Raw genomic sequence first — 23,199 nt, 5'->3', positions numbered from 1 at the left:
AAGTTCACATGCGCTCTTGCCCCGTGAGGGCGACGATGCGGTTCTTTTCGTCGACGAAGACCACGCGAGGCTCGTGCGTTTGCGCTTCGTCGGGCGTGAGGTAGGCGTAGGCGATCACGATCACGACATCGCCAACTTCCGCCCACCGGGCCGCCGGGCCGTTGAGCGCCACGATGCCGGATCCGCGTTCCCCCTCGATCGTGTAGGTTTCGATGCGGGCCCCATTCATCACGTTGAGCACCTGGACGGCCTCGCCGGGGAGAATCCCCGCCGCCTCCAAGAGATCTGCGTCGATCGTGATGCTCCCCACGTAGTCGAGGTGGGTACCCGTGACCCGGGCGCGGTGGATCTTCCCCTTGAGCATCTTGAGCCACATCCCGATTCCCCCCTGCAGTCTCCGAGAACGCGGTTTTACGACCAAACCGGCGCGAATTTCGGCGGCGAAGTTCGCGCCCTTCGAAATGCGAAGCCTCTGTCTTAGTTCACCCGTACGAATCCTTCGGCGGTTCGGGCGAAGATCAGGTTGTCGATGAGGCGCGCCGCGCCGACGCGGGCGGCGAGGGCGAGGAGGTACTCCTCCCCAAAGGGTGGGCCTTCGGGAAGCTCCTCTACATCCTCCAGTGCGGGGTACGTGACGAGGGAGACGTACTCGGGAGAAATGTCCGCTTCGGCGAGCACCCTACGGGCAACGGCCGTTAGCTTTTCCGCGCGCCGCTCGCCGCGCAAAAGTTCGGCCCACGCCGCTTCCAAGGACCGGTACAGGGCTGTGGCGCGACGGCGCTCCTCGGGGGTAAGGTAGACGTTGCGCGAACTTAAGGCAAGACCGTCGGCCTCCCGAACCGTAGGTACGCCGACGATCTCTACGGGAAAGTCGAGGTCTTCCACCATCCGCCGGACGATCGCCACCTGCTGGGCGTCTTTGAGGCCGAAGTACGCGCGCGTGGGCTCGACGAGGTGGAAGAGCTTGCTCACCACGGTCGCCACACCGACAAAGTGCCCCGGCCGAAACGCGCCGCAGAGTTTTGTCCCCAAGGGCCCGGGGTCGACGCGCACCTGCGCCGCCCCCTCGCTTCCGTACATTTCTTCCACGCCGGGGAGAAAGAGCACGTCGACGCCCAGACGTTCGAGGAGGGCGGCGTCGCGTTCGGGATCGCGGGGGTAGCGGGCGTAGTCTTCGCCGGGGCCGAACTGCATGGGGTTGACGAAGATGCTCACGACGACGATCGCATTTTCCGCGCGGGCGCGGCGTACGAGGGCGGCATGCCCTTCGTGGAGGTAGCCCATGGTTGGCACGAACCCCACGCTCTCCCCCGCGCGGCGGGAAGGGGCGAGGAGGTTCCGGAGTTCGGCCTTTGTCTCGACGATGCGCACCGCGTCTCCCTCCCGTTCTTCCGGTTTTCCAAGCGGCGGCCGAAAGAAGTCCCTGCGCAGAAAACCTCACCCGTCTTCCGGCAGGGGAACGTGCTCGCGGTCGGGAAACGCCCCGCTCCGCACGTCGGCGACGTAGGCGGCGACGGCCGCGCGGATCTCTCGTTCCAGGTCGAGGTAGGCTCGAGCAAAGCGGGGACGCCGTTCGCCGATTCCCAAAAGGTCGTGCCAGACGAGGACCTGACCGTCTACAGCTCGGCCCGCGCCGATGCCGATCGTCGGAATCCGGAGCGCTTGAGAGATGCGGCGTGCGAGCGCCTCGGGAACGAGTTCGAGCACGAGGGCAAATGCCCCCGCATCTTCGAGCGCGCGGGCGGCGCGGAGGAGTTCCTCGGCCTCCCGCTCTTCGCGCCCTTGCATGCGGTAGCCGCCCAGGCGGTAGACCTGCTGCGGCCTAAGCCCGAGGTGCCCCATCACGGGGATCCCCGCCGCGGTGAGGCGCGCCACCGTCTCGGCGATCTCCTCACCGCCCTCGAGCTTCACGGCGTGGGCGCCACCCTCTTGGATCGCGCGCACAGAGGCGGCCAGTACCTCCGACCACGGGCGGTGTGCCCAGCCGAAAGGGAGGTCCATCACCGTAAAGACGTCGGGTGCACCGCGGCGCACGGCCCGCGTGTGGTGCAACATCTCTTCCAGGGTGACCGAAAGCGTCGTCGGATATCCGAGGACGACCATCCCGAGAGAGTCGCCCACGAGGAGCAGGTCGACGCCCGCCGCCTGCGCGATCCGCGCGGAAGGGGCGTCGTAGGCCGTGAGCATGGCGATCTTCTCTCCGCGGGCTTTCATCGCGACGAGTTCGGGAACGCTTCGCATCGCGTCCTCCCTCCTACCTCAAAGAAGAACGCCCACCCCCGGCGGGGGTGGGCGTCACAGTCCCACGCAACAGCGGTCCGGCGGATCGTGCGCCCGTCGGCCGTGCGCGGGGTGCCGTTCCCTTGCGGGATACCGCCCCCTCGAAGGGCGCCGAACGCTTGAGCTCCCGTCCGCTTCTCTCCCAAGGAGGCCGCACGCCTCCCGTGTATGGCGATGGCGCGGGGACCCGTACGTCTCCCGGCGCCGGTCCCTGCAGACGACTTGCGGAGCGGGCGTACTCACGCGGACGAAATGCGCGATCTCTTACTTCGCGAAGTAGGCGCGGTTCCGCTCGATGAATTCCTTCTCTTCCTCGGGGACGAAATCCTCGTGGTAGATCGCGTTCACCGGGCAAACCGCCTCACACGCACCGCACTCGATGCACACGTCGGGGTTGATGTAGAGCATCTCTTCCTGCTCAAACTCCGGCGTTCCCGGGTGCGGGTGGATAGCGTCCACCGGGCAGACGTCCACGCATTCCGCGTGCTTCGCCCCAATGCAAGCCGAAGTGATCACGTATGCCATCGCGAGACCTCCCTTGGGGACCTTGGTGTAGGGTGTGCGCGGGACGATCGCCCGTGCTTGGACCATTATAGCAACTTAAGAAGCGGACAACAAGAAACATTCCTTCTCACCGAGGAATCGTTTCACTTCCGAAACCGCCAGTCCCGCCGGCAGACGGGAAAGGGAGACGACCCCCTGCAACGGTCGCGTTTGAGAAACCTCACATCGCCTCAAGGCGCCGGATGCGTTCTTCGATGGGCGGGTGGGTGGAAAAGAGGGTTTCTAGTCCGCCCCCGTCGGCAAACGGCCGTACGAAGTACATCCCTGCCGTCGCCGCGTTCGCCCGGCGCACGGTGGCCGCGTGCTCCTTGAGCTTGGCAAGGGCTCGGATGAGCCCTTGGGGGTTTCGCGTGAGGTCCACGGCAGATGCGTCGGCGTAAAACTCCCGGTTGCGGGAAAGGGCGAGCTGGGTGAGCTGGGCCGCCAGGGGGGCGAGGACGAGGAAGAGGACGGCGAGGAGGAGAAAGAGCGCCTCGGCGCCTCCGCGGCCATCGCCTTCGCGCCGCCTTACGCGGCCTCGTTCGTCCTCCAAACCGCCCCACCAGAGAAGTTGACGGCCTATGTCGGCGAGGAGGACGATCACGCCCACGAGGGCGATGGCCAGCGTCATGAGCCGTGCGTCTCCGTTTTTGAGGTGCGAGATCTCGTGCGCCGCCACGCCCTCGAGTTCCTCGCGGTTGAGGAGCTTGAGGAGCCCCGTGGTAAACGCCACCGCCCCCTCTTCGGGGCGAATCCCCACGGCAAAGGCGTTGGGGGCTTCGTCGGGGACGACGTACACCCGCGGCTTGGGAATCCGCGCCGCCAGTGCGAGCTCTTCCACGACGTGGTGGAGTTCGGGGTACTCCTCCGGCGAAGCTTCCACCGCGCCGGCGAGGGCGAGAACCTGCCGCGAGGCGGTGGCGTACGTGAGGGGAAGGTATACCGCCGCAAAGACGAGCGCGAGGCCCAACCCCGCCCACGTGTCCCCCGCAAGGTACCCGACCGCCGCTCCCGCACCGGCCACGAGAAAGACGAAGAGGGCGAGGATGAGCCTGGTGCGCCTCCGGTTCCACTCTAAGGCCTCGTAGAGCACGGAAATCCTCTCCCACCCGGGTCGCGGACAAACGCCCGCTGCGTCCTGCCGTCCGCAGCTTCCAAAGAGCCCCTCGCCGACCGGAGTGCCTCGTGCGGAAGGCCGGCGGGAGCCGTCAGTCGAACCGAACCTGCGGCGCCTCCCGTTCCCCCTCCGGAATGCTCAGGGGCTCCACACGCGCAAACCCAAACATGCCCGCAAAGAGGTTGGCGGGAAACGTCTCGCGGCGAATGTTGTACTCGGCCACCGTCTTGTTGTACAGCTGCCGGGCGTAGGCGATCTTGTTTTCCGTCGTCGTGAGCTCCTCCTGCAGGCGGAGGAAGTTCTCGTTTGCCTTGAGGTCCGGATAGTTTTCCGCGAGGGCGAAGAGCTGCCGCAGCGCCCCCGTGAGTTGGTTGTCCGCCTCCATCCGCTCCTCCGGCGATCCTGCGACGAGGCGGTTGCGCATGGCGATGACCTTTTCCAACGTCTCCTGCTCGTACTTCATGTACCCCTTGACCGTCTCGACGAGGTTCGGGATCAAATCGTGTCGGCGCTTGAGCTGAACGTCGATCTGCGCCCAGGATTCCTGGATCCAGTTGCGGTAGCGGACGAGCCCGTTGTAAACGCCCGCGGCGTACAGGCCGACGAAAAGCACGATCGCGAGGAGCACGAGGAGTGCGGTGAGCATCTACTTCCCTCCCCACGGGGCCGGTAACGCCCTTGCCCGCGGTCTTTTTCCTCTTGTACCAAAGTACCAAATCCCGGGAGAAAAGAAAACTCACGAAACTCCCCCCGAAGGTCTCGCGGAAAGAAAGGCTTCCTCGCCCAGAAGGAGGGAGACGGCGTACACGGCAGCCGTTTCGGCCCGAAGGATCCTGGGGCCGAGGGAGACGAGGTGTGCGCCGGCGTGTTGCGCCGCCTCCGCCTCCTCCGGCGCAAAGCCCCCTTCCGGACCGACTACGAGCAGGAGGGGACCGCGAAACGCCCTCGGGGGAAGTGCGCGGTAGACCTCGAGGAGGTGGGGGTACACACCCCCGTGGGCCGCCGCCGCAAGCTCGTAGGGTACGAAGACTGCGGCGTACGAGGGGAAAGAGGCGAGCACATCCGCAAAGGACGCGATCGGCTCCACCGGCGGGAGGTGCGTGCGTCCGGAGAGCTCAACCGCCTCACGCACGACGGCGCGGAAGCGCTCTTCCCGCCTGCGGCGGGCCTCTCCCTCCGGACGGACCACGGTGCGCGTCGAAAGAAAGGGGCGGTAGCGCCGCACGCCGATCTCTGTGGCCAGGGCGAGGACGGTTTCGGATCGGTCGCCCTTGAGGAGGGCAAAGGCGAGGTCTACGGCGACGGACGCTTCGGGATCCCGCCCGTCCCCTTCCGGGTATTCGGGACCGAGAACCTCCCCCTCCACCGCACGGGCGTCCACGCGCCGCAGGCGGACGAGGAAGGAACGTCCACCGCCATCTGTCACCGCGATGAGTTCGCCTTCCCGCAGGCGGACGACGCGGGCGACGTGGTGTGCGGCCTCCTCCGGAAGTCGGATCGTCGACCCCCGATCTACGCCCTCGAGGCGTTCAGGGGAGAGGACGTAGCGCTGACGCGCGCGCGGCAAGGATCCCCACCCACCCTTCCCGCTCGCGCACGGCGCGGACGGCAAAACCGGACGCGGCGAGCGCGGCTTCCAGCGGATCGCGTTCGGATCGCAAGACGCCGGAGAGGACGAGGGACCCCTCCGGTGAGAGAACTTCGGGAGCCTCGGGAAGGAGCCGGAGGATCGGCTCGAGAAGGAGGTTGGCGAGGAGGAGGTCGAACGGAGGGGCGCCCGCCTTCACCGCCTCCCGGGCCGGGTGCAGGAGGTCGCCCTCCACGACGCGCACGCAGTCGGAAACGCCCGCCGCCGCGACGTTTTCCCAGGCGACGCGTACGGCGAGGGGATCGACGTCCACCGCGAGAACCTCCCGCGCGCCGAGGGCACAGGCGGCGAGGGCGAGGATTCCCGAACCTGTCCCTACGTCGAGGACGCGGGCGCCGGAGACGCGCGCCGCCTCGAGGAGTTCCACGGCGAGGGCCGTGCTCGGGTGGTGGCCAGTCCCGAACGCCATTCCGGGATCGATGCGGAGCACGCGGCGTCCCTCCGCCTCCGGAGGAACTTCGCGCCAGGGCGGGACGACGACGAAGGTCTCCCCGAGAAAGAGCGGCACGAAAAAGGCCTTCCACGCCTCGGCCCAGTCCTCCTCACGCACCTCGCGCGAGGACACGTCCAAGGGCCCGGCGTCGAGGCCGAGTTCGGCAAAGACGCGCGCGATTCGTTCGAGCCCCGCCCGGACGTCGGCGAGAAACGCCGAAAAGGCGCCACCCCCCTCCCCTTCCCGTCCGTGGGGGAGGACGTACGCGCAGACGCGCAGCGCGTCCCCGCCTTCCGGAACCGCCTCTGCCCGCACCCCGTCCGCTCCGGCGGAACGAAGCGCCTCAGACACCGCTTCCCATGCCGCCTCACGCGTGAGGACGCACACCTCCCACCAAAACGACGCGCGGCCTTCGCTCACCCTTCTTCCCCCCAAAAGGCGTCGCGCATGCGGCGGAACCAGTCTTTCTTTTCCCGCCGGCGCCCCGCGCCCGACCTACCGTCCGGGGACTCCCCCGACGGCCGCCCGCCTTCGTCGGCTTCCGAAGGAGCTCCTCCGTCTTCGGCTTCGCGCCGGGACCGCGCCTCTCCCCGCGCGCGCGTTCCCCGCCTTTCGCCTTCCTCGGCTTCCTGCGGCCGCTCCTCTTCCGAATACCCGAAGGCCTCTCTTAGGAGTTCCTTTTGCCGCTCCGTAAGCCGCGTCGGCGTCACGACGACCGTCTCTACGTGCAGGTCCCCCTGGCCGTCTCCACCCAACCGCGGGAATCCCTTGCCGCGAAGGCGGAAGACCGTTCCCGTCTGCGTTCCCGGGGGGATTTTGAGGCGCACGGGCCCTTCGAACGTGGGGACCTCCACGGTCCCTCCCAACGCCGCCTGGGCGAAGTTGAGTTCGAGGCGCGTGTACAGATCGGCACCCTCGCGCCGAAAGCGCGGGTGCGGGCGAAAGCGAAACGTCACGTACAGGTCGCCCGGAGGCCGGCCGAAGGGGCCCGCGTGCCCCTGTTCCCGCAGACGCACGGGAGTATCCTCGTCGATCCCCCGGGGCACGCGGACGTTCAGGCGCACCGTCTCCCGAACCACGCCCGTCCCCCGGCATACGGGGCATGGATCGCGGACGATGCGGCCCGTACCGCCGCACGTCGGGCATACCTCCCGGCGCGTGATCCTGCCGAACACCGTGCGTTGTGTGTGTTCGACGAATCCCGTACCGCGGCACGTCGGACAAACCTCCGCCGACGAACCGGGCCTCGCCCCCGTACCGCCGCACGCCTTGCAGACGCCGAGGCGCGTGACGGGAACCTCCACCGTACGCCCGAAGTACGCGTCTTCGAGGTCTATGGTCACCGTGACGTGGATGTCCTCGCCCCGCTCGGGGATCGCCCCCTCCCGGGGACGCCCGCCGAAAAACAGGTCGAAGAGGTCCTCGAACCCGCCGAAGCCGAAAAACGGGTCTTCCGCGCGTCGGCCGAACCCTTCGAAGCCGCCCGATCCGGACGCTTGGGCCTGGGCCGCAGGGTCGAAGGCGGCGTGGCCGTACCGGTCGTAGAGCGCGCGCTTTTCCGCGTCGCTCAAGACCTCGTAGGCTTCCTGAATTTCCTTGAACTTCTCCGCCGCGTCGGGAGACTTATTCACGTCCGGGTGGTACTGCCGGGCGAGGCGGCGGTACGCCTTTTTGATCTCTTCGAAAGACGCGTCCCGCGAAACTCCGAGCACTTCGTAGTAGTCGCGTTTCACCGGCCGACCACCTCCCTCCGCGGCCTACGCGGTCGGGCGGAACCGGCGGCAGGCCGTACGACGCCGGGAGCCTGCCGCTTTTACGCTTCCTTCCCCTTGGGCTCTTCGTAGTCCGCGTCGACGACGCGCTTCCCCGCGTCGCCCGCCCCGCCGAAGGAAGCCCCCGCGGAGCCGTCGCCCGTCGCCTGACCGTACAGGCGCACGGAAATTTCCCCTACCGCGCGCAAGAGGTCGTCTTTGGCGGTGCGGATTTCTTCGACGTCGTCCTTTTCCAGCGCCTTGCGCACGCGCTCGATCGCCTCTTCCACGCGCCGCTTCTCGTCCGCGGTGACCTTGTCGCCCAAGTCGCGGAGCGTCTTTTCCGCCGTGTAGACGGCGGCGTCCGCCTCGTTGCGTGCCTCGATCTTCTTGCGGAGTTTCTCGTCTTCTTCGCGGTACTTCTCCGCCTCGCGGATCATGCGCTCGATGTCCGCCTCCGAAAGGCCGCTCGACGGCTGAACGATGATCCGCTGCTCCTTCCCCGTCGCGAGGTCCTTCGCCGAGACGTTCACGATGCCGTTCGCGTCGATGTCGAAGGTGACCTCAATCTTGGGAACTCCGCGCGGCGCCGGAGGGATCCCGTCCAGGATGAAGCGGCCGAGGGAGATGTTGTCCTTGGCCATGGGGCGTTCGCCCTGAAGGACGTGGATTTCCACCTGCGTCTGGTTGTCCGCCGCCGTGGTGAAGATCTGCGACTTCCGCGTGGGGATCGTCGTGTTGCGCTCGATGATCTTGGTGAACACGCCCCCAAGCGTTTCGATGCCCAAAGACAGGGGCGTCACGTCCAAGAGGACGACGTCCTTGACCTCACCGGCGAGGACTCCCGCCTGGATCGCCGCACCCATGGCCACGACCTCATCCGGGTTGATCCCCCGGAAGGGTTCCTTGCCGAGGAAGTTGCGGACGGCCTCCTGCACCTGCGGCATGCGCGTCGAACCGCCGACGAGGATCACCTTGTCGATGTCCTCCGGGCGAAGCTTGGCGTCCTCGAGCGCCTGGCGTACGGGTCCGAGGGTCTTCTCCACGAGGTGGCGGGTGAGCTCTTCGAACTTCGCCCGCGTGAGCGTCATCTCCAGGTGCTTGGGACCGGTGGCGTCCGCGGCGATGAACGGCAGGCTGATCGTCGTGGAGAGAGAGGTGGAGAGCTCCTTCTTGGCCTTTTCTGCCGCCTCGCGCAGGCGCTGAAGCGCCATACGGTCTTGCGAGAGGTCGATCCCCGTATCGCGACGGAATTCGGCGATGAGGTAGTCGACGATCGCCTGGTCGAAGTCGTCTCCGCCTAGGCGGTTGTTCCCTGCCGTGGCCTTGACCTCGATCACCCCGTCGCCGATCTCGAGAATCGAGACGTCGAACGTCCCTCCGCCCAAGTCGTACACGAGGATCGTCTGTTCTTCTTCTTTGTCCAGGCCGTAAGCCAAGGCGGCCGCAGTAGGTTCGTTGATGATCCGGAGCACCTCAAGGCCGGCGATGCGTCCGGCATCCTTCGTCGCCTGACGTTGGGCGTCGGAAAAGTAGGCGGGGACGGTGATCACCGCCTGCGTCACCGGCTCGCCCAGGTACGCCTCGGCATCCGCCTTGAGCTTCATGAGGATCATCGCCGAGATCTCCTGGGGCGTGTATTCCTTGTCGTCGATCTTGACCCGGTAGTTCGTCCCCATGTGCCGCTTAATGGAGATCACCGTACGCTCGGGATTGAGGACGGCCTGCCGCTTGGCCGCCTCGCCCACGAGGCGCTCGCCGTCGGGTTTAAAGGCCACGACGGAAGGCGTCGTACGCGATCCCTCGCTGTTGGGAATGATCACGGGTTCTCCGTTTTCCAAGTAGGCGATTACGGAGTTCGTCGTACCCAAATCGATGCCTACGACCTTGCCCATGCGGATTCCCCCTTCCGGACGAAGTCTCTGCGTCACCTGCGGATTTCGGTGCACCCGCCCTACGTCTGCACGTCGGCGTCGTCTTTCCCGCCCTCCGGGGCCTCCGCCTCCGGAGGTGCGGACACTGCTACGCGTGCCGGGCGTAGGAGCTTTTCCTTGTAGGTATACCCCTTCGCATAAACCTGCACCAAACTCCCCGGCGGAACGTCTGCGGTTTCTACCCGAAGCATCGCCTCGTGCAGGTGGGGATCGAAGGGGTCACCTACGGCTCCGAAGGGGGAAATCCCCTCTTCGGCCAAGGCCCCAAGGAGGCGGCGGTAGATCATCTCCACCCCTTCGACGAAGCTCCTGAAGCGGGCGATCGCCTCGTCGGCGGCCGCGCCTCCCGGAGGGGCGAACTCCCGTTCCGCCGCAAGTGCCCGCTCGAAGTCGTCGAGGATGGGGAGAAGCCGCTCCGCGAGGTCCCACGCACGGTAGGCTACGAGCTCTTCCCGTTCGCGCCGGACGCGCTTGCGGTAGTTGTCGAAATCGGCGCGGGTGCGGAGGTAGGCGTCTTGGAGCTCCCTCAACCGCCCTTCGAGCGAAGAAAGGGACGCCTCGCACGCCTCGAGCTGCGCCGTGAGGTCTTTGAGCTTCTCCTCGCACGGGGCAGCTTCCTCCGCAGGCGCAAAGCCGTCGCCCGGCTCTTTACCCGGAAAAGACGGCGCCTCCGGAGCGCCGTCTTGCCCGCCCGTCTCCGGGCCTTCGCCTAAGGTTTCGCGTTCCGCATCCTCACCGCGCACGTCCTCTCACCTCGCCCTTTGTGCTTCCGATTCGCCCTCCGAGCTCTCCCGTGCGGCGAGGTGCCGCACGTCTCCCTCGGCCTTTGCCCGCGTTTCGAGTCCGGCCTCCCCCTCGCGGCCCCGCTCGAAGAAGAAACCGAGGAGGGTGTTGAGGAGCGCGAGGACGCGTCCGTACTCCATGCGTACGGGGCCGATCACGCCGATCGTCCCCAGCCGCGTCCCCCCTTCGACGAGGGCCGCCGAGACGATCGCGTAGCGCCGCGCCTCGCGGAACTCGTTTTCTCCGCCGATGCGCACGACGATCCCCGGAGCCGGAGGTTCGAGGAGGCTCCGGAGGAGCTCCTCCCGTTCGATGAGCCCGAGGAACTCGCGAACGGCCTCTACACTCCGAAATTCCGGGTGGGCGAGGAGGCGGGTCGTCCCTTCGAGGTGGACCGGAGACGCCGAAGGAAGGTCGAAAATCCTCCGGAGAAACTCCGCCGCACGTTCCCGAGCCTCGGCGTTGCGGGCGAGAGCTTCTGCCAGCTCCGCGTAGATTGCCGGCGGTACGTGGCGCAGGTCCTTCCCCCGCAGGTGGCGCGCCGCCGTGCGCACGAAGTCCTCTACGACGTCCCGCGGCACGCCCTCGGGGAGGAGGGACGTGCGGTGGAAGACGCGGCCGTCCTCCGTCACGAGGATCGCGACGATGCGGTTCCCCTCCAAGGGAATGAATTCCAGGTGGTAGAGTTTCGCCTCGTCTACGTCCGGGCCGAGGGCCACGACCGCGTAGTCCGTGAGCGCCGCGAGCACCTCCGCCGCCTCGCGCAAAGCGCGTTCCGCTTCTTCGTACGGGAGGCGGAGCAGGCGCTCGAGAACTCCCTCGTCTACGGAAAAGGCCTCCTCCACCGCCGGGAGGATGTGGTCGACGTAGTACCGGTAGCCCTTTTCCGACGGGATCCTCCCTGCGGACGTGTGCGGCTGTTCGAGGTAGCCCATCTCTTCCAGGTCGGCCATTTCGTTGCGGATCGTCGCCGGGCTCAGGGGGATTCCCGCGAGCTTGGCGATCGTCCGCGAACCGACCGGCTCCGCAAAGCGCACGTGAAGCTCCACCACGGCCCGAAGGATGGCCTCCTGACGCTCGTTGAGCAGCTCCACGGGAACCACCCCCTCCCGTGCAATCCCGGCGTACGCCCGGGCGGCCGTTTCGTGTCGCGAAATCCTCCTGCGGCCGTACGGCCGACTCCCTCTCGCGTCCATATTAGCACTCAAAGGGAAAGAGTGCTAATCCCAAAGGTTAGAATACCAGCCACGACGAGCTCCTGTCAACGAAGGCGCAGGGGGCTACGCGAGGAGGAACTCCGAGAGGAAGCTGTTTTGCACGTACACCCACCTTTCCCGTACGTACGCGCGACCGCCGTCTACGGTTAGGATTCCCGCCGCGAAGAGGCGGTCGAACGTCAGTGCAAACACGTCGAAAAACGAAACGCCGAAGAGGCGCCGAAACCGCGCCAGATCCACGCCCTCCGCGAGGCGGAAGCCGAGAAAGGCAAATTCTCCCATCGCTTCAGCCCGAGAAAGTGCCCGCACTTCGGCCCACGGAAGGTCCGCACGGGGACCAGGAACCAAACGGCGGAGGTAGGTCTGGAGGTGCCGCGTATTCGCCGTTCGAATGCCCCGGAGAAAGCCGTGGGCCCCCAAGCCCACGGCGTAGTACGGCTCGTAGCGCCAGTACGCGAGGTTGTGCCGCGACTCGCCGCCGGGGCGGGCGAAGTTGCTCACCTCGTAGCGGCGAAACCCCCGAGCCGCCGCGCGCTCCACAAAGCGCTCGTACATTTCCGCCACCGCGTCGTCCTCCGGCAAGGCGATGCGTCCCCGGCGCAGTTCGCCAAAGAGGCGCGTCCCCGGCTCTACGCCCAGGGCGTAGGCGGAAACGTGGTCGACGGGAAGCTCGAGGGCCCGCTCGACATCGCGCAGCCAGGCGGAGACCGTCTGGGACGGAAGGCCGTACATGAGGTCGACGGATACGTGGGGAAACCCCAAATCGGCGGCGAGTTCTACGGCGTGTACCGCACGGGCGGCATCGTGGACGCGTCCGAGCGCGGCGAGGAGGGCATCGTCGAAGGACTGCACCCCTATGCTCACGCGGGTTACGCCAAATGCGCGAAGCATGCGGAGGAGCTCGGGATCGGCGTCTTCCGGGTTGAGCTCCACCGTCCACTCTTCGAGGGACGCAATCCCCCCCGGGAGAACGCGTTCGATCCCCGCCGCCAGGCGCTCCCATTCCGCCCGTGCGAGGAAAGACGGCGTCCCTCCGCCGACGTACAGGGTGCGGAGCGGGTGCGATGGATCCGGAGGAAAGTAGGAAAAGAGGAGTTCGAGTTCCCGCAGGAGGGCGTCCACGTAAGGCCCGTGCAGGTGCTCCGTCTTCCCGGCTACGACGGGGAAGTCGCAAAACGCGCAACGCGCGCGGCAAAAGGGAAGGTGGATGTAGAGGGCGCGGGCGGGCTCCGGGTGGACGAAGGGCACCCCTCCTTCCCCAGACGATCCGTTCGCCCTTGTCATTCTCCCTCGTCCTCGCCCACGCGGAGCACGGCGAGGAAGGCTTCCTGCGGGACTTCCACCCGCCCGATGGCCTTGAGCCGCTTCTTTCCTTCCTTTTGCTTTTCCAGGAGCTTTTTCTTTCGGGAGACGTCGCCGCCATAACACTTGGCGAGCACGTTTTTGCGCAGCGGCTTGATCGTCTCGCGGGCGATCACCCGCGTTCCGATGGCGGCCTGGATGGGTACCTCGAAGAGCTGACGGGGGATGATGTCCCGCAGGCGCTCGCAGAGCTTTCGCCCGCGCTCGTAGGCGAAGTCGCGGTGGACGATCGTGGAAAGGGCGTCCACCGGCTCCCCCGCGATGAGGACGTCGAGCTTGACGAGTTCCGAGCGGCGGTATCCGGAAAACTCGTAGTCCAACGAGGCGTACCCGCGCGTGCGCGACTTGAGCAGGTCGAAGAAGTCAAACATGATCTCCGCCAACGGGAGCTCGTACGTGAGCTCCACGCGCCGTTCGTCGAGGTACTCCATGGTGACGAACTCGCCGCGCTTCTTTTGCGCGAGATCCATGACCGCGCCGACGTATTCCGCGGGGACGAGGATCCGCGCCTTGACGTACGGTTCCTCGATGTGCTCGATCTTCGAGGCGTCGGGAAACTTCGCCGGGTTGTCGATCTCGAGCCGCTCCCCATTTCGCAGGTAGACGTGGTAGACGACGCTCGGCGCCGTCATGATGAGCTCCAGGCCGTACTCGCGCTCGAGGCGCTCCTGCACGACCTCCATGTGGAGGAGCCCCAGAAAGCCCGCGCGGAATCCGAACCCCAGTGCGGCGCTCGTCTCCGGTTCGAAGACGAGGGCGGCGTCGTTGAGGGCGAGTTTTTCCAAGGCATCCTTGAGGTCTTCGTAGCGGTCCGGGTCGACGGGGAAGATCCCCGCAAACACCATGGGCTTCACGGGGCGGTAGCCAGGAAGTGGCTGGTCGGCTGGCCGTGCGGCGTGCGTGATCGTGTCCCCGATGCGGATGTCGCGGATTTCCTTGATGTTGGCCACGAGGTACCCCACCTCCCCCGGGCCGAGGGCTTCCTGCGCCAACGGGTGCGGCGTGCGGACGCCGACCTCCTGCACCTCGTAGCGCTTCCCCGTGGCCATCATGAGGATCTCGTCGCCCGGCCGGAGGACGCCGTCGAACACGCGCACAAAGGCCACCGCCCCCCGGTAGCTGTCGTAGTAGGAGTCGAAGATGAGCGCCCGAAGGGGAGCCCGAGGATCGCCTTGGGGAGGCGGGATGCGCTCGACGATCGCCTCGAGCAGTTCGTCGATCCCGATCCCCTCCTTGGCCGAAACGAGGAGGGCGTCGTCGGCGGGAAGGCCGATACGCTCCTCGATCTCCCGCATCACCCGCTCCGGCTCGGCGCTCGGCAGGTCGATTTTGTTGAGCACCGGGACGATCTCCAGGTTGTGCTCCAGGGCGAGGTAGACGTTGGCCAACGTCTGCGCCTCAACCCCCTGAGTGGCGTCAACCACGAGCAACGCCCCCTCGCAGGCGGCGAGGGAACGCGACACCTCGTACGTGAAATCCACGTGCCCTGGCGTATCGATGAGGTTGAGGACGTACGTCTCGCCGTTTCGCGCGGTGTAGAGAAGCCGCACGGTGTTCAGCTTGATCGTAATCCCCCGCTCGCGCTCGAGCTCGAGGACGTCGAGGACCTGTTCGCGCATCTCCCGCGCGGAAAGCGCCCCCGTGCGCTCGATGAGCCGGTCGGCGAGGGTGGACTTGCCGTGGTCGATGTGGGCGATGATGGAGAAGTTCCGGATTCTCTCTCGGGGGAGAGCCCCGTCTTCGCCGCGTTCCAATTCCCGTGCCAAAGAAGACCCCCTCCCGCGCAATGCGAAGGCGCGAAGTTCGGTAGACGCCGTGCAAAAGTTCTGCGTCCAATCCTACCACAAGCCGGGGTCGTAAGGGAGTTCCGCCGCAAGCGAATCGACACGCCCGGCGGGCTGGAGTACAATAGCTTCGATTTCTCGGAAATTCTTGCAGACGCCGAAACCCCGATGCCCGCAGGAGGGAAGCCGAAATGCCGCCGTCTCCTTCGGAAAAACCGAATCCTCCGGCAAACGAGGGCCCCCACACGGCCGAACCGCCTTCGTCCCCGGAGGCGGAGGGCGACCGCCTTCGCAGCACCGCCTGGCGGATCATCCTCCTCTTCGGCGTCGTAAGCCTCTTTGCCGACGTCACGTACGAAGGCCTGCGAAGCGTCGTAGGGCAATACCTCGCCCTCCTCGGGGCGAGCGCCGCCGTCGTCGGAACGCTCGCCGGGTTGGGAGAACTCCTCGGGTACCTCCTCCGCCTCGCCGGCGGGTACCTCGCCGACCGTACGCGCCACCACTGGCTCCTCACCGCTGTAGGTTACGCGATCAACCTCTTTTCCGTACCTGCCCTCGGCCTCGTGCACTCGTGGCCGCCGGCGGCGGCCCTCATCCTCGCGGAGCGGGCGGGGAAGGGCCTGCGCACGCCGCCGCGCGATGCTCTCCTCTCCTACGCCACGAAACGGGTGGGCCGCGGCAAGGGCTTCGGGGTGCACGAAGCCATGGACCAGATCGGGGCGCTCACCGGCCCCCTCTTCGCCGCCCTCCTCCTCGGCCTCGGACTCGGGTACCGGACGACGCTCTTCGCCTACGCCCTTCCGGCAATCCTCGCCCTCCTCGCCCTCGTCCTCGTCTGGCGCCTCTTCCCCCGCCCCGAACTCCTCGAGTCCGGGACGGAGGAGCCCTCCTCCGGGCGGGAGGACCTTCGTCCCCAAAGCCCCCCTCCGCACGCGTCCGTCCGGAGCGACGCGCTTCCCTCCCGCGCCTTTTCTCGAAAATTCTGGGCGTTCCTCTTTTTTGCCGCCCTGGCCGCGACGGGCTTTCTCCACTTCCAGCTCATCGGATTTCACTTTGCGCGCGGCGGGCTCGCTCCGGAAATCGCCCCCCTCCTCTATGCGCTCGCCATGGGGGTGGACGCCGTATTCGCCCTCGTCGCTGGGCTTCTCTACGACCGAATGGGAATCCTCGTCCTCGGACTCGTCCCCTTCCTCACCGTAGGCGCGGCCGCCTCTCTCTTTCTGCCTTCCGAGGCGGGGCTCGGCTTCTCCGTGTTGGGAATGGTCCTCTGGGGGGGCGCCATGGGGCTACACGAAAGCGTCCTCCGCGCCGCGGTCGCCGACCTCACGCCTCCGGAGCGGCGGGGGTTGGGATACGGGGTGTTCAACACGGTGTACGGCCTCGCCCTTTTTGCGAGCGGCATCCTCTTCGGCCTCCTTTACTACGGCTTGGGGGGGACGTACGTCGTGCTCGGGGTGACGATCTTGGAAATCGCCTCCTTGGGCGTGCTGGCGGTCGCCCTTCGCCGGTGAGGAGGGACTTTCCCGCGACGGGGCCCGCATACTCCGCGTCCCCCGAGGCGTGCGGCCTTCCGAACGCCGCTCAGTCCGCCTCTTCCACCCAGCGCACGTAGACGAGGGGCAGCTCGAGTTCTTCCCCGTCTTCCTTGCGCACGAGCACGCAGGGCCCGCTGCGGCCGCCGGATGTGCGGGAGCACTCTTTCCATCCGAGTGGGCGCACGGCAAGTCGTACGTCCCCTTGCGGGGTGTAGGCGGTGAGGATGACCTCTCGGCCCGTGGCCAGCGCGCGGCGCAGGCGCTCCTCCACCTCGGCCAGCTTGTCTCGGTCCGGCTTCGGCGGGGCTTGGGCTCCCCGGCGCAGGAAGTAATCGACGAGCGCCTCCCGGTGTTCCGGGAGGAGCATGCGGCTTCCTTCCCAGATGGATGCTGGCTCGTTTCCCCCGCGGGAACTTCCGAACACGGGTCTTCCCTCCCCTCTCCAGACGAACTCGCAAAGGAGACTTGAATCCCGTTTGCCGTACAGGCGTACGAGGTCTCCCCGAAGCGGAAAATCACGCCTCGTGTCCGCCGATCTTATGCGCGCGCTCCCGCGCCTGTCCCGCCGGGGTGAGGGAAGAAGCGCGCACGAGGCTTGCCCGGCCAAACCGCTCCCAGATGAAGTCCAGCGTCTGGTACACCCTTTCCTCCCGCACCCGATCCCGAAAGAGCTCGAGGGGGAAGACGTCGTCGGTGGAAAGCCCGCCGAGGAACACGGACACGTGGCGCACGGGGAACCCCGACCAATGGCGACGAAAGAGGGCGCGGGCCGCCGCGGCGATTTCCGTCGGGGAACGCGTAGGCACGGACAGGTGCATCTGGCGGAAAAACCCGTGCCGCACCTCTAGGCCGTAGGCGCCCCCTATCCCTACGCCGACGACGTTCCCGAGGACACCCAAGGCGCGGGCGCGGTGCGCCACCTCGTCGGCGAGCTCGAGGATCACGATTCCCACGTCCCGCCCTTCCCGGTAATCGCGCGGGAGGGTGATCCCCCGCCCTACCCCCTTTTGCCGCCACACCAGGGAAGGGTCTACGGGAGAAGGATCGATGCCGTTGGCGTACCGGTGAAGGCGCACCCCGAGCTTGCCGAACCGGCGGCGGAGGAGCTCTTCGGGCGTTTGGGCGAGCTGGCCGATCGTGCGGATCCCCATGCCTCGCAAGTGGGCGCCGAGGCGGCGGGCGACGCCGAAGAGATCTTCTACCGACCGATGCCAAAAGGCTTCGGCGAACTTCCCCGGAGCGACGCGGAATATGCCTTCAGGGATCTTTTTGGCGTACACGTCGCAGGCCATTTTTGCCGTGAGCTTGTTCGGGCCGATGCCCACGCGGGCGTTGACGCCCGTGGCCTCGCGGATGCGTCGGCGGATCTCCTGCGCGGCGGATTCCGCCGTTCCGAAGAGGTGCAAGGTCGGCGTGAGCTCCACGAACTGCTCGTCGATAGAGTACGGTTCCACGAGGTCGGAAAACGCCTCGAGAAGGGCGGTGATCCGAAGGGAGGTGGCGAGGTAGCGGGCCATGTGCGGGCGTACGACGACCGCCTCGGGACAGAGGAGGAGCGCCTCGCCCAACGTCATCGCCGTAGAAACGCCGCACGCCTTGGCCTCCCGCGTGGCCGCGAGGACGACCCCGTGTCGCCGCTCGGGATCCCCCGCGACGACCACCGGACGCCCCCGGAGGTCGGGGCGTGCCGCCACCTCTACGGAGGCAAAAAACGACTCCATGTCCACCAAGAGCACGACGCGTTCTTTCCCTGCGGATGCGCCCCGCGCGGGTTTCTCCTCGTCTCCCGCGCGGGCGTAGTCCGCCCCTCCATCCATCCGAATCCCTCCGCACCGAGCCGGACAATCGGCAAACAAAGATTCGTTGAACTTTAGTTCGTTTTTAGGATAGCACGGGGCAGCGAAAGAACTCAAGAGAGCGAGGGGGGTAGGCGCGGCCCGCGGCGCGTATGCTACACTGAAGACGTCGGTCCCCGCCCCGGCCTTTTGCCCTCCGGCCGCAAAGGGCGAGAGGCGCGGCGGGAGCGTATTTCGCGAACGCCGCAAATCGATCCAAACGGAAAAGAGAGATCCACGACGGACGAAAGGACGGGCTTTCCGTGAAGACGCACTTCGGAACCGCCTCCGTGCACGTGCACGACGACCGCGTATCCCTCGCCGCCGTAAACGAGATTCTCGCGCGCAAGGCGCACCTGATCCTCGGACGCGTGGAACTCACGGACGCTGGCGGAGACGTCGCCGTCTCCCTCATCGTCCGCGGCACGGACAACGAACTGGGCACGCTCGTCGCCGAACTGGAAGCGCTCCCCAACGTGAAGGCGAGCCTTTTCCTCCCCAAATGGGACGACGAATGAAAAGGGCGCGGAAGCCCTTTCGCCTCCGCGCGTCGATCTCCCGCTTGCTCCGGCATCCATCCCGGCAGTCGAACGCGAAATGCACGTGCGCCTCGCCTGCCCGGCGACTTGCACCATGCCGGTGCGGGTATACAGCCGCCGAGCCTACCGGGTAAAAATGTGGTTGCCGATGCGCTTGATCTGCGGCCGCGACCAGATCCACGCGGAAGTCGCGGTCTTGGGATTGAAGTAGTAGAGGGCTCCGCCGCTCGGGTCCCACCCGTTGAGCGCGTCGTACACCGCGCGGCGCGCCGTCGCATCCGGCGTGAGCCAGATTTGACCGTCCGAAACGCACGTGAAGGCCCCAGGCTGAAAGATGATCCCGGGAATCGTGTTGGGAAACGCGGGGTGCCGCAGGCGGTTTAGGATGACCGCCGCCACGGCCACCTGGCCGATGTACGGTTCTCCCCGGGCCTCGCCGTACACCGTACGTGCCATGAGGTCGATGTCGCGACTCGTAATCGGCTGCGAGGTGTACGTGACGTACGTGGGCTTCGGTGCGGAAGGGGCAGGTGTCGAGGCGGTGCCCGTAGGACGCCAGTTTTTGGTCGCCAGCCAGAGCTTGTACTTCGTCTGCGGCCCGACGATCCCGTCTACGCGAATGCCGAACTGGTACTGGAAGTTGCGCACCGCCCAGTACGTACGCCAGCCGAAGATTCCGTCGATCGGCCCGTGGTAGTACCCGAGGTACTGAAGCCTTCCTTGCAGCTCGTATACGTCCCCCCCGCGCGAACCCACGCGAAGAATTTCCCGGCCGAAGGCTTCGGCACGGGGAGGTTCACCGGCCTTTTCCGCGCCCTTCGGGGCCAAGGGCGCCCGCCCCCAAAGCTCTAGGGGCACAAGGCCCGCGAGGAGGAAGGCAAGCCCTAGCGCGATGACGCGCACCCACCGGGAACGCACGCTTCATGCCACCTCCGCCGTCGTCTTCCAGAGTCGGGGCTTCTGCGCCCCGAGGAGGGCAAAGCGCCTTGCGTCTCACCCGTAGGGTGCGCGTTTTCCGCAAAAACTTGCCGGCAAAACAAAATCGCGGCCGCCTCAGCGCCGAGGCGGCCGCTCGCACCTTCCTCCACCCGTCCGTCCCACGATCCCGGAGGCGCTCCGCAGACGGCGGCCCCTTCCCGAAAGTCAGCCCTCCTGCGCGTACACCACCTCTCCGCTGCGGGAGAGGTCGTAGCCGCCGAAACGCCGAAGCTCCTCGCGAAAGGCTTCGCTTTGCAGGATCTCGAGGAAGCAGGCGCCCAACGGGCTTTCCACAAAGGAACGCAAGAGGAGCAGGTCGTACTGCTCTTCGCCGACGGGGATGAAATCGAGGTCGAAGGCCTTGGCCGCCGCGTAGATCCCCAATCCCACGTCGGCGCTTCCCTCGCGGATGGCGACCGCCACGGCGAGGTGAGTAGGCACTTCGCGGTCGTACCCGTACACGGACTCCCGGGAGATCCCCGCCTTGCGCAAAAGGTGGTCGAAGAGGATCCGCGTCCCCGCGCCGCGCTGGCGGTTCACGTAGCGCACGCCCGGGCGGGCGATGTCTTCGAGGCTTCGGATTCCCAGGGGATTTCCCTTGGCTACGAGGAAGCCCTGAACGCGCTTGGCGAGGTGGACGAGTACCACGGGGACGCCGCGGATGTGGCGCCGGACGTAGGAGACGTTGTACGTCCCGTCCTCCGGATCGAGGAGGTGGATGCCGGCGCCGTGTGCCTCGCGGCGGGCGATCGCCTGAAGCCCCGCCGTGCTCCCCACGTGCGAGGACGAAAGGTCGCATGTGGGGTCCTTCCGCCTAAGGTGTGAGCGCAAGAGGTCGAGGGCGAAGTCGTGGCTTCCCGTGAGGACGACGGTGCGGTCGATCTGTGCCGGGTCGCGGAAGAGCTCGACCTCGACCTCCGTCCCCTGCTCGAAGCCTTCCGCCTCCCGCGGGACGACGAGAAGCCCATCGGCACGCACGAGGGACATCGTCACGCCGGCCCCGCGCGAGAGGGGCTGGACGACGTAGCGCCCTTCCACCTTGCCTACGGTCACGCGTACGAATTCGTCGCGGCCGACGGCGGACACGAGGCGTCGCCCGAGGAGCGCGCGCACGCGCGGCCGCGGGGGCGCCCCCTCCCCAAAATAGCGGTCGAGGAGGGGTTTCAAGAACCACTCCATGGCGAGAAAGGCGGAGACGGGAAAGCCCGGGATGCCGAGAAGGGGACGACCTTCCGGAGTCACCGCGAGGACGACGGGCTTCCCCGGCCGGGTGGCGACGCCGTGGGCGACGATCTCGCCGAAGGACCCGAGGATGTCGGCGGTGTAGTCGTCGCGCCCGGCACTCGAGCCGGCGTTCAAGACCACGACGTCGTAGCGTTCGAGGGCGGCGGCCACGCGCTCCCGAAGGAACCCTGGATCGTCGGGTGTGATCGGGAACACGTCGGCGACCGCCCCCCAGGACTCCGCGAGGCCGCGGAGCATGGCGCCGTTGAACTCAGGGATTTCCCCGAGGCCGATGTCTTCCTTGGGAGGGACGAGCTCGTCGCCCGTGGGAAGCACGGCCACGCGCGGACGCGCGAGCACCTCCACCTCGAGGACGCCGCCGGCGAGGAGTGCCCCCAGGTCGTACGGGCGAAGGCGGCGGAAGGCCGGGAGGATCATCTCCCCCACCACCACGTCTTCGCCGATCGGCCGTACGTCCTGCCACGGGGCCACGGGGGCGAGGACCTCGATGGTCCGTCCGTCGTCGAGGATGTGGACGCGCTCGACGGCGATTACGGCGTCCGTCCCTTCGGGAAGGGGATCGCCGGTGTCGACGACGATCGCCTCCTCCCCGACGCGCAGGCGCACGGGGTTGGTCTCCGAGGCGAAAAACGTCCGTTCTGCGCGTACGGCAAACCCGTCCATTGCCGCCGCGTTGTAGTTGGGCATGGAGACGCGGGCGTAGAGGTCTACGGCGGCGACGCGATTCAGGGCCTCCGCCGTAGGAATTCGTTCCGTGCGACGGGGGATGTTCGCGCGGGAGAGCCAACGCCGGCGAACGTCGTCGAGGGGCTCTTCGTCGAGAAACACCTTGCGCCCCACGGTCACTCCTCCTTTTCCGTCCAACGGGCTGCGAGACCTTCTCGCGGCTTGCGGGGGGGCGGAACGGCTACTTGCCGCGTGTCCAACAGGTACACGCGGACCGACTCCCCGGCGAGGTACCCTTCCTTTTCTTCGGGCACCTCCGCGAGCCCGTCGCTCCCCAGGAGCGTAAAGAGGAGACCCGACTTTCCGAGCACCGGCTCCGCCCACCAACCGTCCGCCTCGCGCACGAGGCGCACGCGGTAGTAGTCCGTACGGCCGGCAACGGAGGCGAGGGGACGCCGGAGCTTCGCCTCGAGGGCGATCGGGGCGAAAACCGCCTCCCCGGCCAGGCGCGCGAGGAGGTGGCGCCCGAAGAGGAAAAAGACGACCGTGGCGGAGGTAGGATTCCCGGGGAGGCCGAGGACGAAGCGTTCCCCCACGCGCGCGAGCAAGGTGGGCTTCCCCGGATGGAGAGAAATCCCGTGGAAGAAGACTTCCGCGCGGAAGCGCTCCTCAAGCACCCGCAGCGTGAGGTCGCGCACCCCGACGGAGCTTCCGCCGGAAAGGATCACGAGGTCGGAGTCTTCGAGGGCGGCACCGATCGCCCGGGCAAAGGCGTCTTCGTCGTCACGCACGATGCCACCGCAGCGGACACGTGCGCCGAACTCCTCGGCAAGGAGGCAGATCGCCGGGGCGTTCGTGTCGCGCACCTGCCCCAACCGGAGGTCGCGCGTCTCGTGTGGGACGAGTTCGTCTCCCGTGGAAAGAACGGTCGCGATAGGAGGCGCGTACACGGGCACCTCGCGCACCCCGAGGCCAGCGAGGTAGGCAATTTCGTAAGGGCGAAGCCGCATTCCCGGGCCGAGGACCTCCTCCCCGGCAAGGGCGTCCTCCCCGCGGAAGATCACGTTCTGTCCCGGTGAGACGGCGCGGTAGACGTTGAGGAGAGTCCCCATGACTTCCACGTGCTCCACGGCGACGACGGCGTCCGCCCCCTCGGGGAGCATTCCTCCCGTGGGAACGTACATCGCCTCCCCCTCGGAGAGACGACGCCCGGGAGTCTCGCCCATGCGCACCTCGCCGACGACGTCGAGGAGCGTGGGGGTGGATTCCCCCGCGCCGAAAGTCTCTCGGGCGATCACGGCGTAGCCGTCCACCGTAGAACGGGAAAACGCGGGAACGTCCTCCGGAGCGCGCACGCCGCGCGCGAGAACGCGTCCCGCCGCCCGGAGGAGGGGGACTTCCTCTACCCGGCGCGAAGGTACGGGAAGCGAGTCGAGGAGCTTTCGGACGTCGGCGACGGACAGGACGCGAAAGAGTTCCACCACGCGCACCCCTTCCTCGTGGAGACGGCGCCGAGTTGCCCCGGCGGCGTCTCCGTTGCCGAACCCGC

21 protein-coding genes are annotated in these 23,199 nt (G+C 67.1%); 2 read left to right on the top strand and 19 right to left on the bottom strand.

Annotated features, from left to right (window positions below; all coding sequences use genetic code 11):
• Window positions 1-4 precede the first annotated feature (4 nt).
• The 14 genes from panD to lepA all read right to left on the bottom strand — a co-directional run bounded on the left by panD (window position 5) and on the right by lepA (window position 14,834).
• Window positions 5-376, bottom strand: coding sequence for an aspartate 1-decarboxylase (gene panD, locus C7438_RS01240; protein WP_121443534.1), 372 nt, complete (start codon window positions 374-376; stop codon window positions 5-7).
• 101 nt (window positions 377-477) lie between these two features.
• Complete coding sequence (gene panC / locus C7438_RS01235; protein ID WP_121443533.1) at window positions 478-1,371, bottom strand: pantoate--beta-alanine ligase; 894 nt, start codon at window positions 1,369-1,371, stop codon at window positions 478-480.
• Window positions 1,372-1,437: 66 nt separating this feature from the next.
• A complete protein-coding gene (gene panB / locus C7438_RS01230; protein ID WP_121443532.1) occupies window positions 1,438-2,241 on the bottom strand; it encodes a 3-methyl-2-oxobutanoate hydroxymethyltransferase in 804 nt (267 codons plus the stop codon).
• A 303-nt stretch (window positions 2,242-2,544) separates the two neighbouring features.
• Window positions 2,545-2,805 carry a 4Fe-4S dicluster domain-containing protein gene (locus C7438_RS01225; protein ID WP_121443531.1) on the bottom strand — a complete coding sequence of 87 codons (261 nt, stop codon included), beginning with the start codon at window positions 2,803-2,805 and terminating at the stop codon, window positions 2,545-2,547.
• A gap of 199 nt (window positions 2,806-3,004) precedes the next feature.
• Window positions 3,005-3,916 carry a zinc metalloprotease HtpX gene (htpX, locus tag C7438_RS01220; RefSeq protein ID WP_121443530.1) on the bottom strand — a complete coding sequence of 304 codons (912 nt, stop codon included), beginning with the start codon at window positions 3,914-3,916 and terminating at the stop codon, window positions 3,005-3,007.
• Between the two features lie 115 nt (window positions 3,917-4,031).
• Window positions 4,032-4,586: a LemA family protein gene (locus C7438_RS01215; protein ID WP_121443529.1), complete on the bottom strand. Its 555-nt coding sequence runs from the start codon at window positions 4,584-4,586 to the stop codon at window positions 4,032-4,034.
• A gap of 90 nt (window positions 4,587-4,676) precedes the next feature.
• Window positions 4,677-5,507 carry an RsmE family RNA methyltransferase gene (locus C7438_RS01210; protein ID WP_170143466.1) on the bottom strand — a complete coding sequence of 277 codons (831 nt, stop codon included), beginning with the start codon at window positions 5,505-5,507 and terminating at the stop codon, window positions 4,677-4,679.
• Window positions 5,470-6,441: a 50S ribosomal protein L11 methyltransferase gene (gene prmA, locus C7438_RS01205; RefSeq protein WP_170143465.1), complete on the bottom strand. Its 972-nt coding sequence runs from the start codon at window positions 6,439-6,441 to the stop codon at window positions 5,470-5,472. Before prmA ends, C7438_RS01210 begins: the two co-directional genes overlap by 38 nt.
• Window positions 6,438-7,754, bottom strand: a complete 1,317-nt coding sequence (gene dnaJ, locus C7438_RS01200) for a molecular chaperone DnaJ (protein WP_121443526.1) — start codon at window positions 7,752-7,754, stop codon at window positions 6,438-6,440. The genes prmA and dnaJ overlap by 4 nt, the downstream gene beginning before the upstream one ends.
• A gap of 80 nt (window positions 7,755-7,834) precedes the next feature.
• Window positions 7,835-9,667: a molecular chaperone DnaK gene (dnaK, locus tag C7438_RS01195; protein WP_121443525.1), complete on the bottom strand. Its 1,833-nt coding sequence runs from the start codon at window positions 9,665-9,667 to the stop codon at window positions 7,835-7,837.
• Between the two features lie 59 nt (window positions 9,668-9,726).
• The gene (gene grpE, locus C7438_RS01190; protein WP_121443524.1) at window positions 9,727-10,449 is read right to left on the bottom strand and encodes a nucleotide exchange factor GrpE; all 723 of its coding nucleotides are present in this window, start codon (window positions 10,447-10,449) and stop codon (window positions 9,727-9,729) included.
• Window positions 10,450-10,455: 6 nt separating this feature from the next.
• Window positions 10,456-11,583, bottom strand: coding sequence for a heat-inducible transcriptional repressor HrcA (hrcA, locus tag C7438_RS01185; protein ID WP_170143464.1), 1,128 nt, complete (start codon window positions 11,581-11,583; stop codon window positions 10,456-10,458).
• A 186-nt stretch (window positions 11,584-11,769) separates the two neighbouring features.
• Complete coding sequence (hemW, locus tag C7438_RS01180; RefSeq protein ID WP_170143463.1) at window positions 11,770-12,954, bottom strand: radical SAM family heme chaperone HemW; 1,185 nt, start codon at window positions 12,952-12,954, stop codon at window positions 11,770-11,772.
• A 32-nt stretch (window positions 12,955-12,986) separates the two neighbouring features.
• Complete coding sequence (gene lepA, locus C7438_RS01175; protein WP_289626225.1) at window positions 12,987-14,834, bottom strand: translation elongation factor 4; 1,848 nt, start codon at window positions 14,832-14,834, stop codon at window positions 12,987-12,989.
• A gap of 209 nt (window positions 14,835-15,043) precedes the next feature.
• Between lepA and C7438_RS01170 the strand changes: the two genes are divergently transcribed.
• Entirely contained in the window at window positions 15,044-16,363 is a 1,320-nt protein-coding gene (locus C7438_RS01170; protein ID WP_121443521.1) for an MFS transporter, read from the top strand.
• Between the two features lie 70 nt (window positions 16,364-16,433).
• On the opposite strand, the gene C7438_RS01165 is transcribed toward C7438_RS01170, so the two are convergent.
• The gene (locus C7438_RS01165; RefSeq protein ID WP_121443520.1) at window positions 16,434-16,811 is read right to left on the bottom strand and encodes a YolD-like family protein; all 378 of its coding nucleotides are present in this window, start codon (window positions 16,809-16,811) and stop codon (window positions 16,434-16,436) included.
• Between the two features lie 91 nt (window positions 16,812-16,902).
• Window positions 16,903-18,204: a DNA polymerase IV gene (locus tag C7438_RS01160; protein ID WP_121443519.1), complete on the bottom strand. Its 1,302-nt coding sequence runs from the start codon at window positions 18,202-18,204 to the stop codon at window positions 16,903-16,905.
• A gap of 281 nt (window positions 18,205-18,485) precedes the next feature.
• On the opposite strand from C7438_RS01160, the gene C7438_RS01155 reads away from it, so the two are divergent.
• Window positions 18,486-18,740, top strand: a complete 255-nt coding sequence (locus tag C7438_RS01155; protein ID WP_121443518.1) for a hypothetical protein — start codon at window positions 18,486-18,488, stop codon at window positions 18,738-18,740.
• Between the two features lie 144 nt (window positions 18,741-18,884).
• Here the strand turns inward: C7438_RS01155 and sleB are convergent, their stop codons facing one another.
• From sleB to C7438_RS01140, 3 genes are all read right to left on the bottom strand, one after another.
• Complete coding sequence (gene sleB / locus C7438_RS01150) at window positions 18,885-19,589, bottom strand: spore cortex-lytic enzyme (protein WP_252393315.1); 705 nt, start codon at window positions 19,587-19,589, stop codon at window positions 18,885-18,887.
• Between the two features lie 315 nt (window positions 19,590-19,904).
• On the bottom strand, window positions 19,905-21,824 hold the full coding sequence (locus C7438_RS01145; protein WP_121443517.1) for a molybdopterin biosynthesis protein: 1,920 nt from the start codon (window positions 21,822-21,824) through the stop codon (window positions 19,905-19,907).
• Window positions 21,825-21,826: 2 nt separating this feature from the next.
• Entirely contained in the window at window positions 21,827-23,134 is a 1,308-nt protein-coding gene (locus C7438_RS01140) for a molybdopterin molybdotransferase MoeA (protein ID WP_211322005.1), read from the bottom strand.
• Between the last annotated feature and the right edge of the window lie 65 nt (window positions 23,135-23,199).

The organism is Brockia lithotrophica (genome assembly GCF_003633725.1).
Taxonomy (GTDB): Bacteria; Bacillota; Bacilli; order Thermicanales; family DSM-22653; genus Brockia; species Brockia lithotrophica.
The sequence above is the reverse complement of the archived record's forward strand: the minus strand, read 5'-3'. Positions and strand labels throughout refer to the sequence as shown.

What these genes read in the sequence shown, in the direction of transcription:
- panD (WP_121443534.1), bottom strand. Translation starts at nt 376, where the DNA reads ATGTGGCTCAAGATGCTCAAGGGGAAGATCCACCGCGCCCGGGTCACG.
- panB (WP_121443532.1), bottom strand. Translation starts at nt 2,241, where the DNA reads ATGCGAAGCGTTCCCGAACTCGTCGCGATGAAAGCCCGCGGAGAGAAG.
- C7438_RS01225 (WP_121443531.1), bottom strand. Translation starts at nt 2,805, where the DNA reads ATGGCATACGTGATCACTTCGGCTTGCATTGGGGCGAAGCACGCGGAA.
- C7438_RS01215 (WP_121443529.1), bottom strand. Translation starts at nt 4,586, where the DNA reads ATGCTCACCGCACTCCTCGTGCTCCTCGCGATCGTGCTTTTCGTCGGC.
- dnaK (WP_121443525.1), bottom strand. Translation starts at nt 9,667, where the DNA reads ATGGGCAAGGTCGTAGGCATCGATTTGGGTACGACGAACTCCGTAATC.
- C7438_RS01170 (WP_121443521.1), top strand. Translation starts at nt 15,044, where the DNA reads ATGCCGCCGTCTCCTTCGGAAAAACCGAATCCTCCGGCAAACGAGGGC.
- C7438_RS01160 (WP_121443519.1), bottom strand. Translation starts at nt 18,204, where the DNA reads ATGGATGGAGGGGCGGACTACGCCCGCGCGGGAGACGAGGAGAAACCC.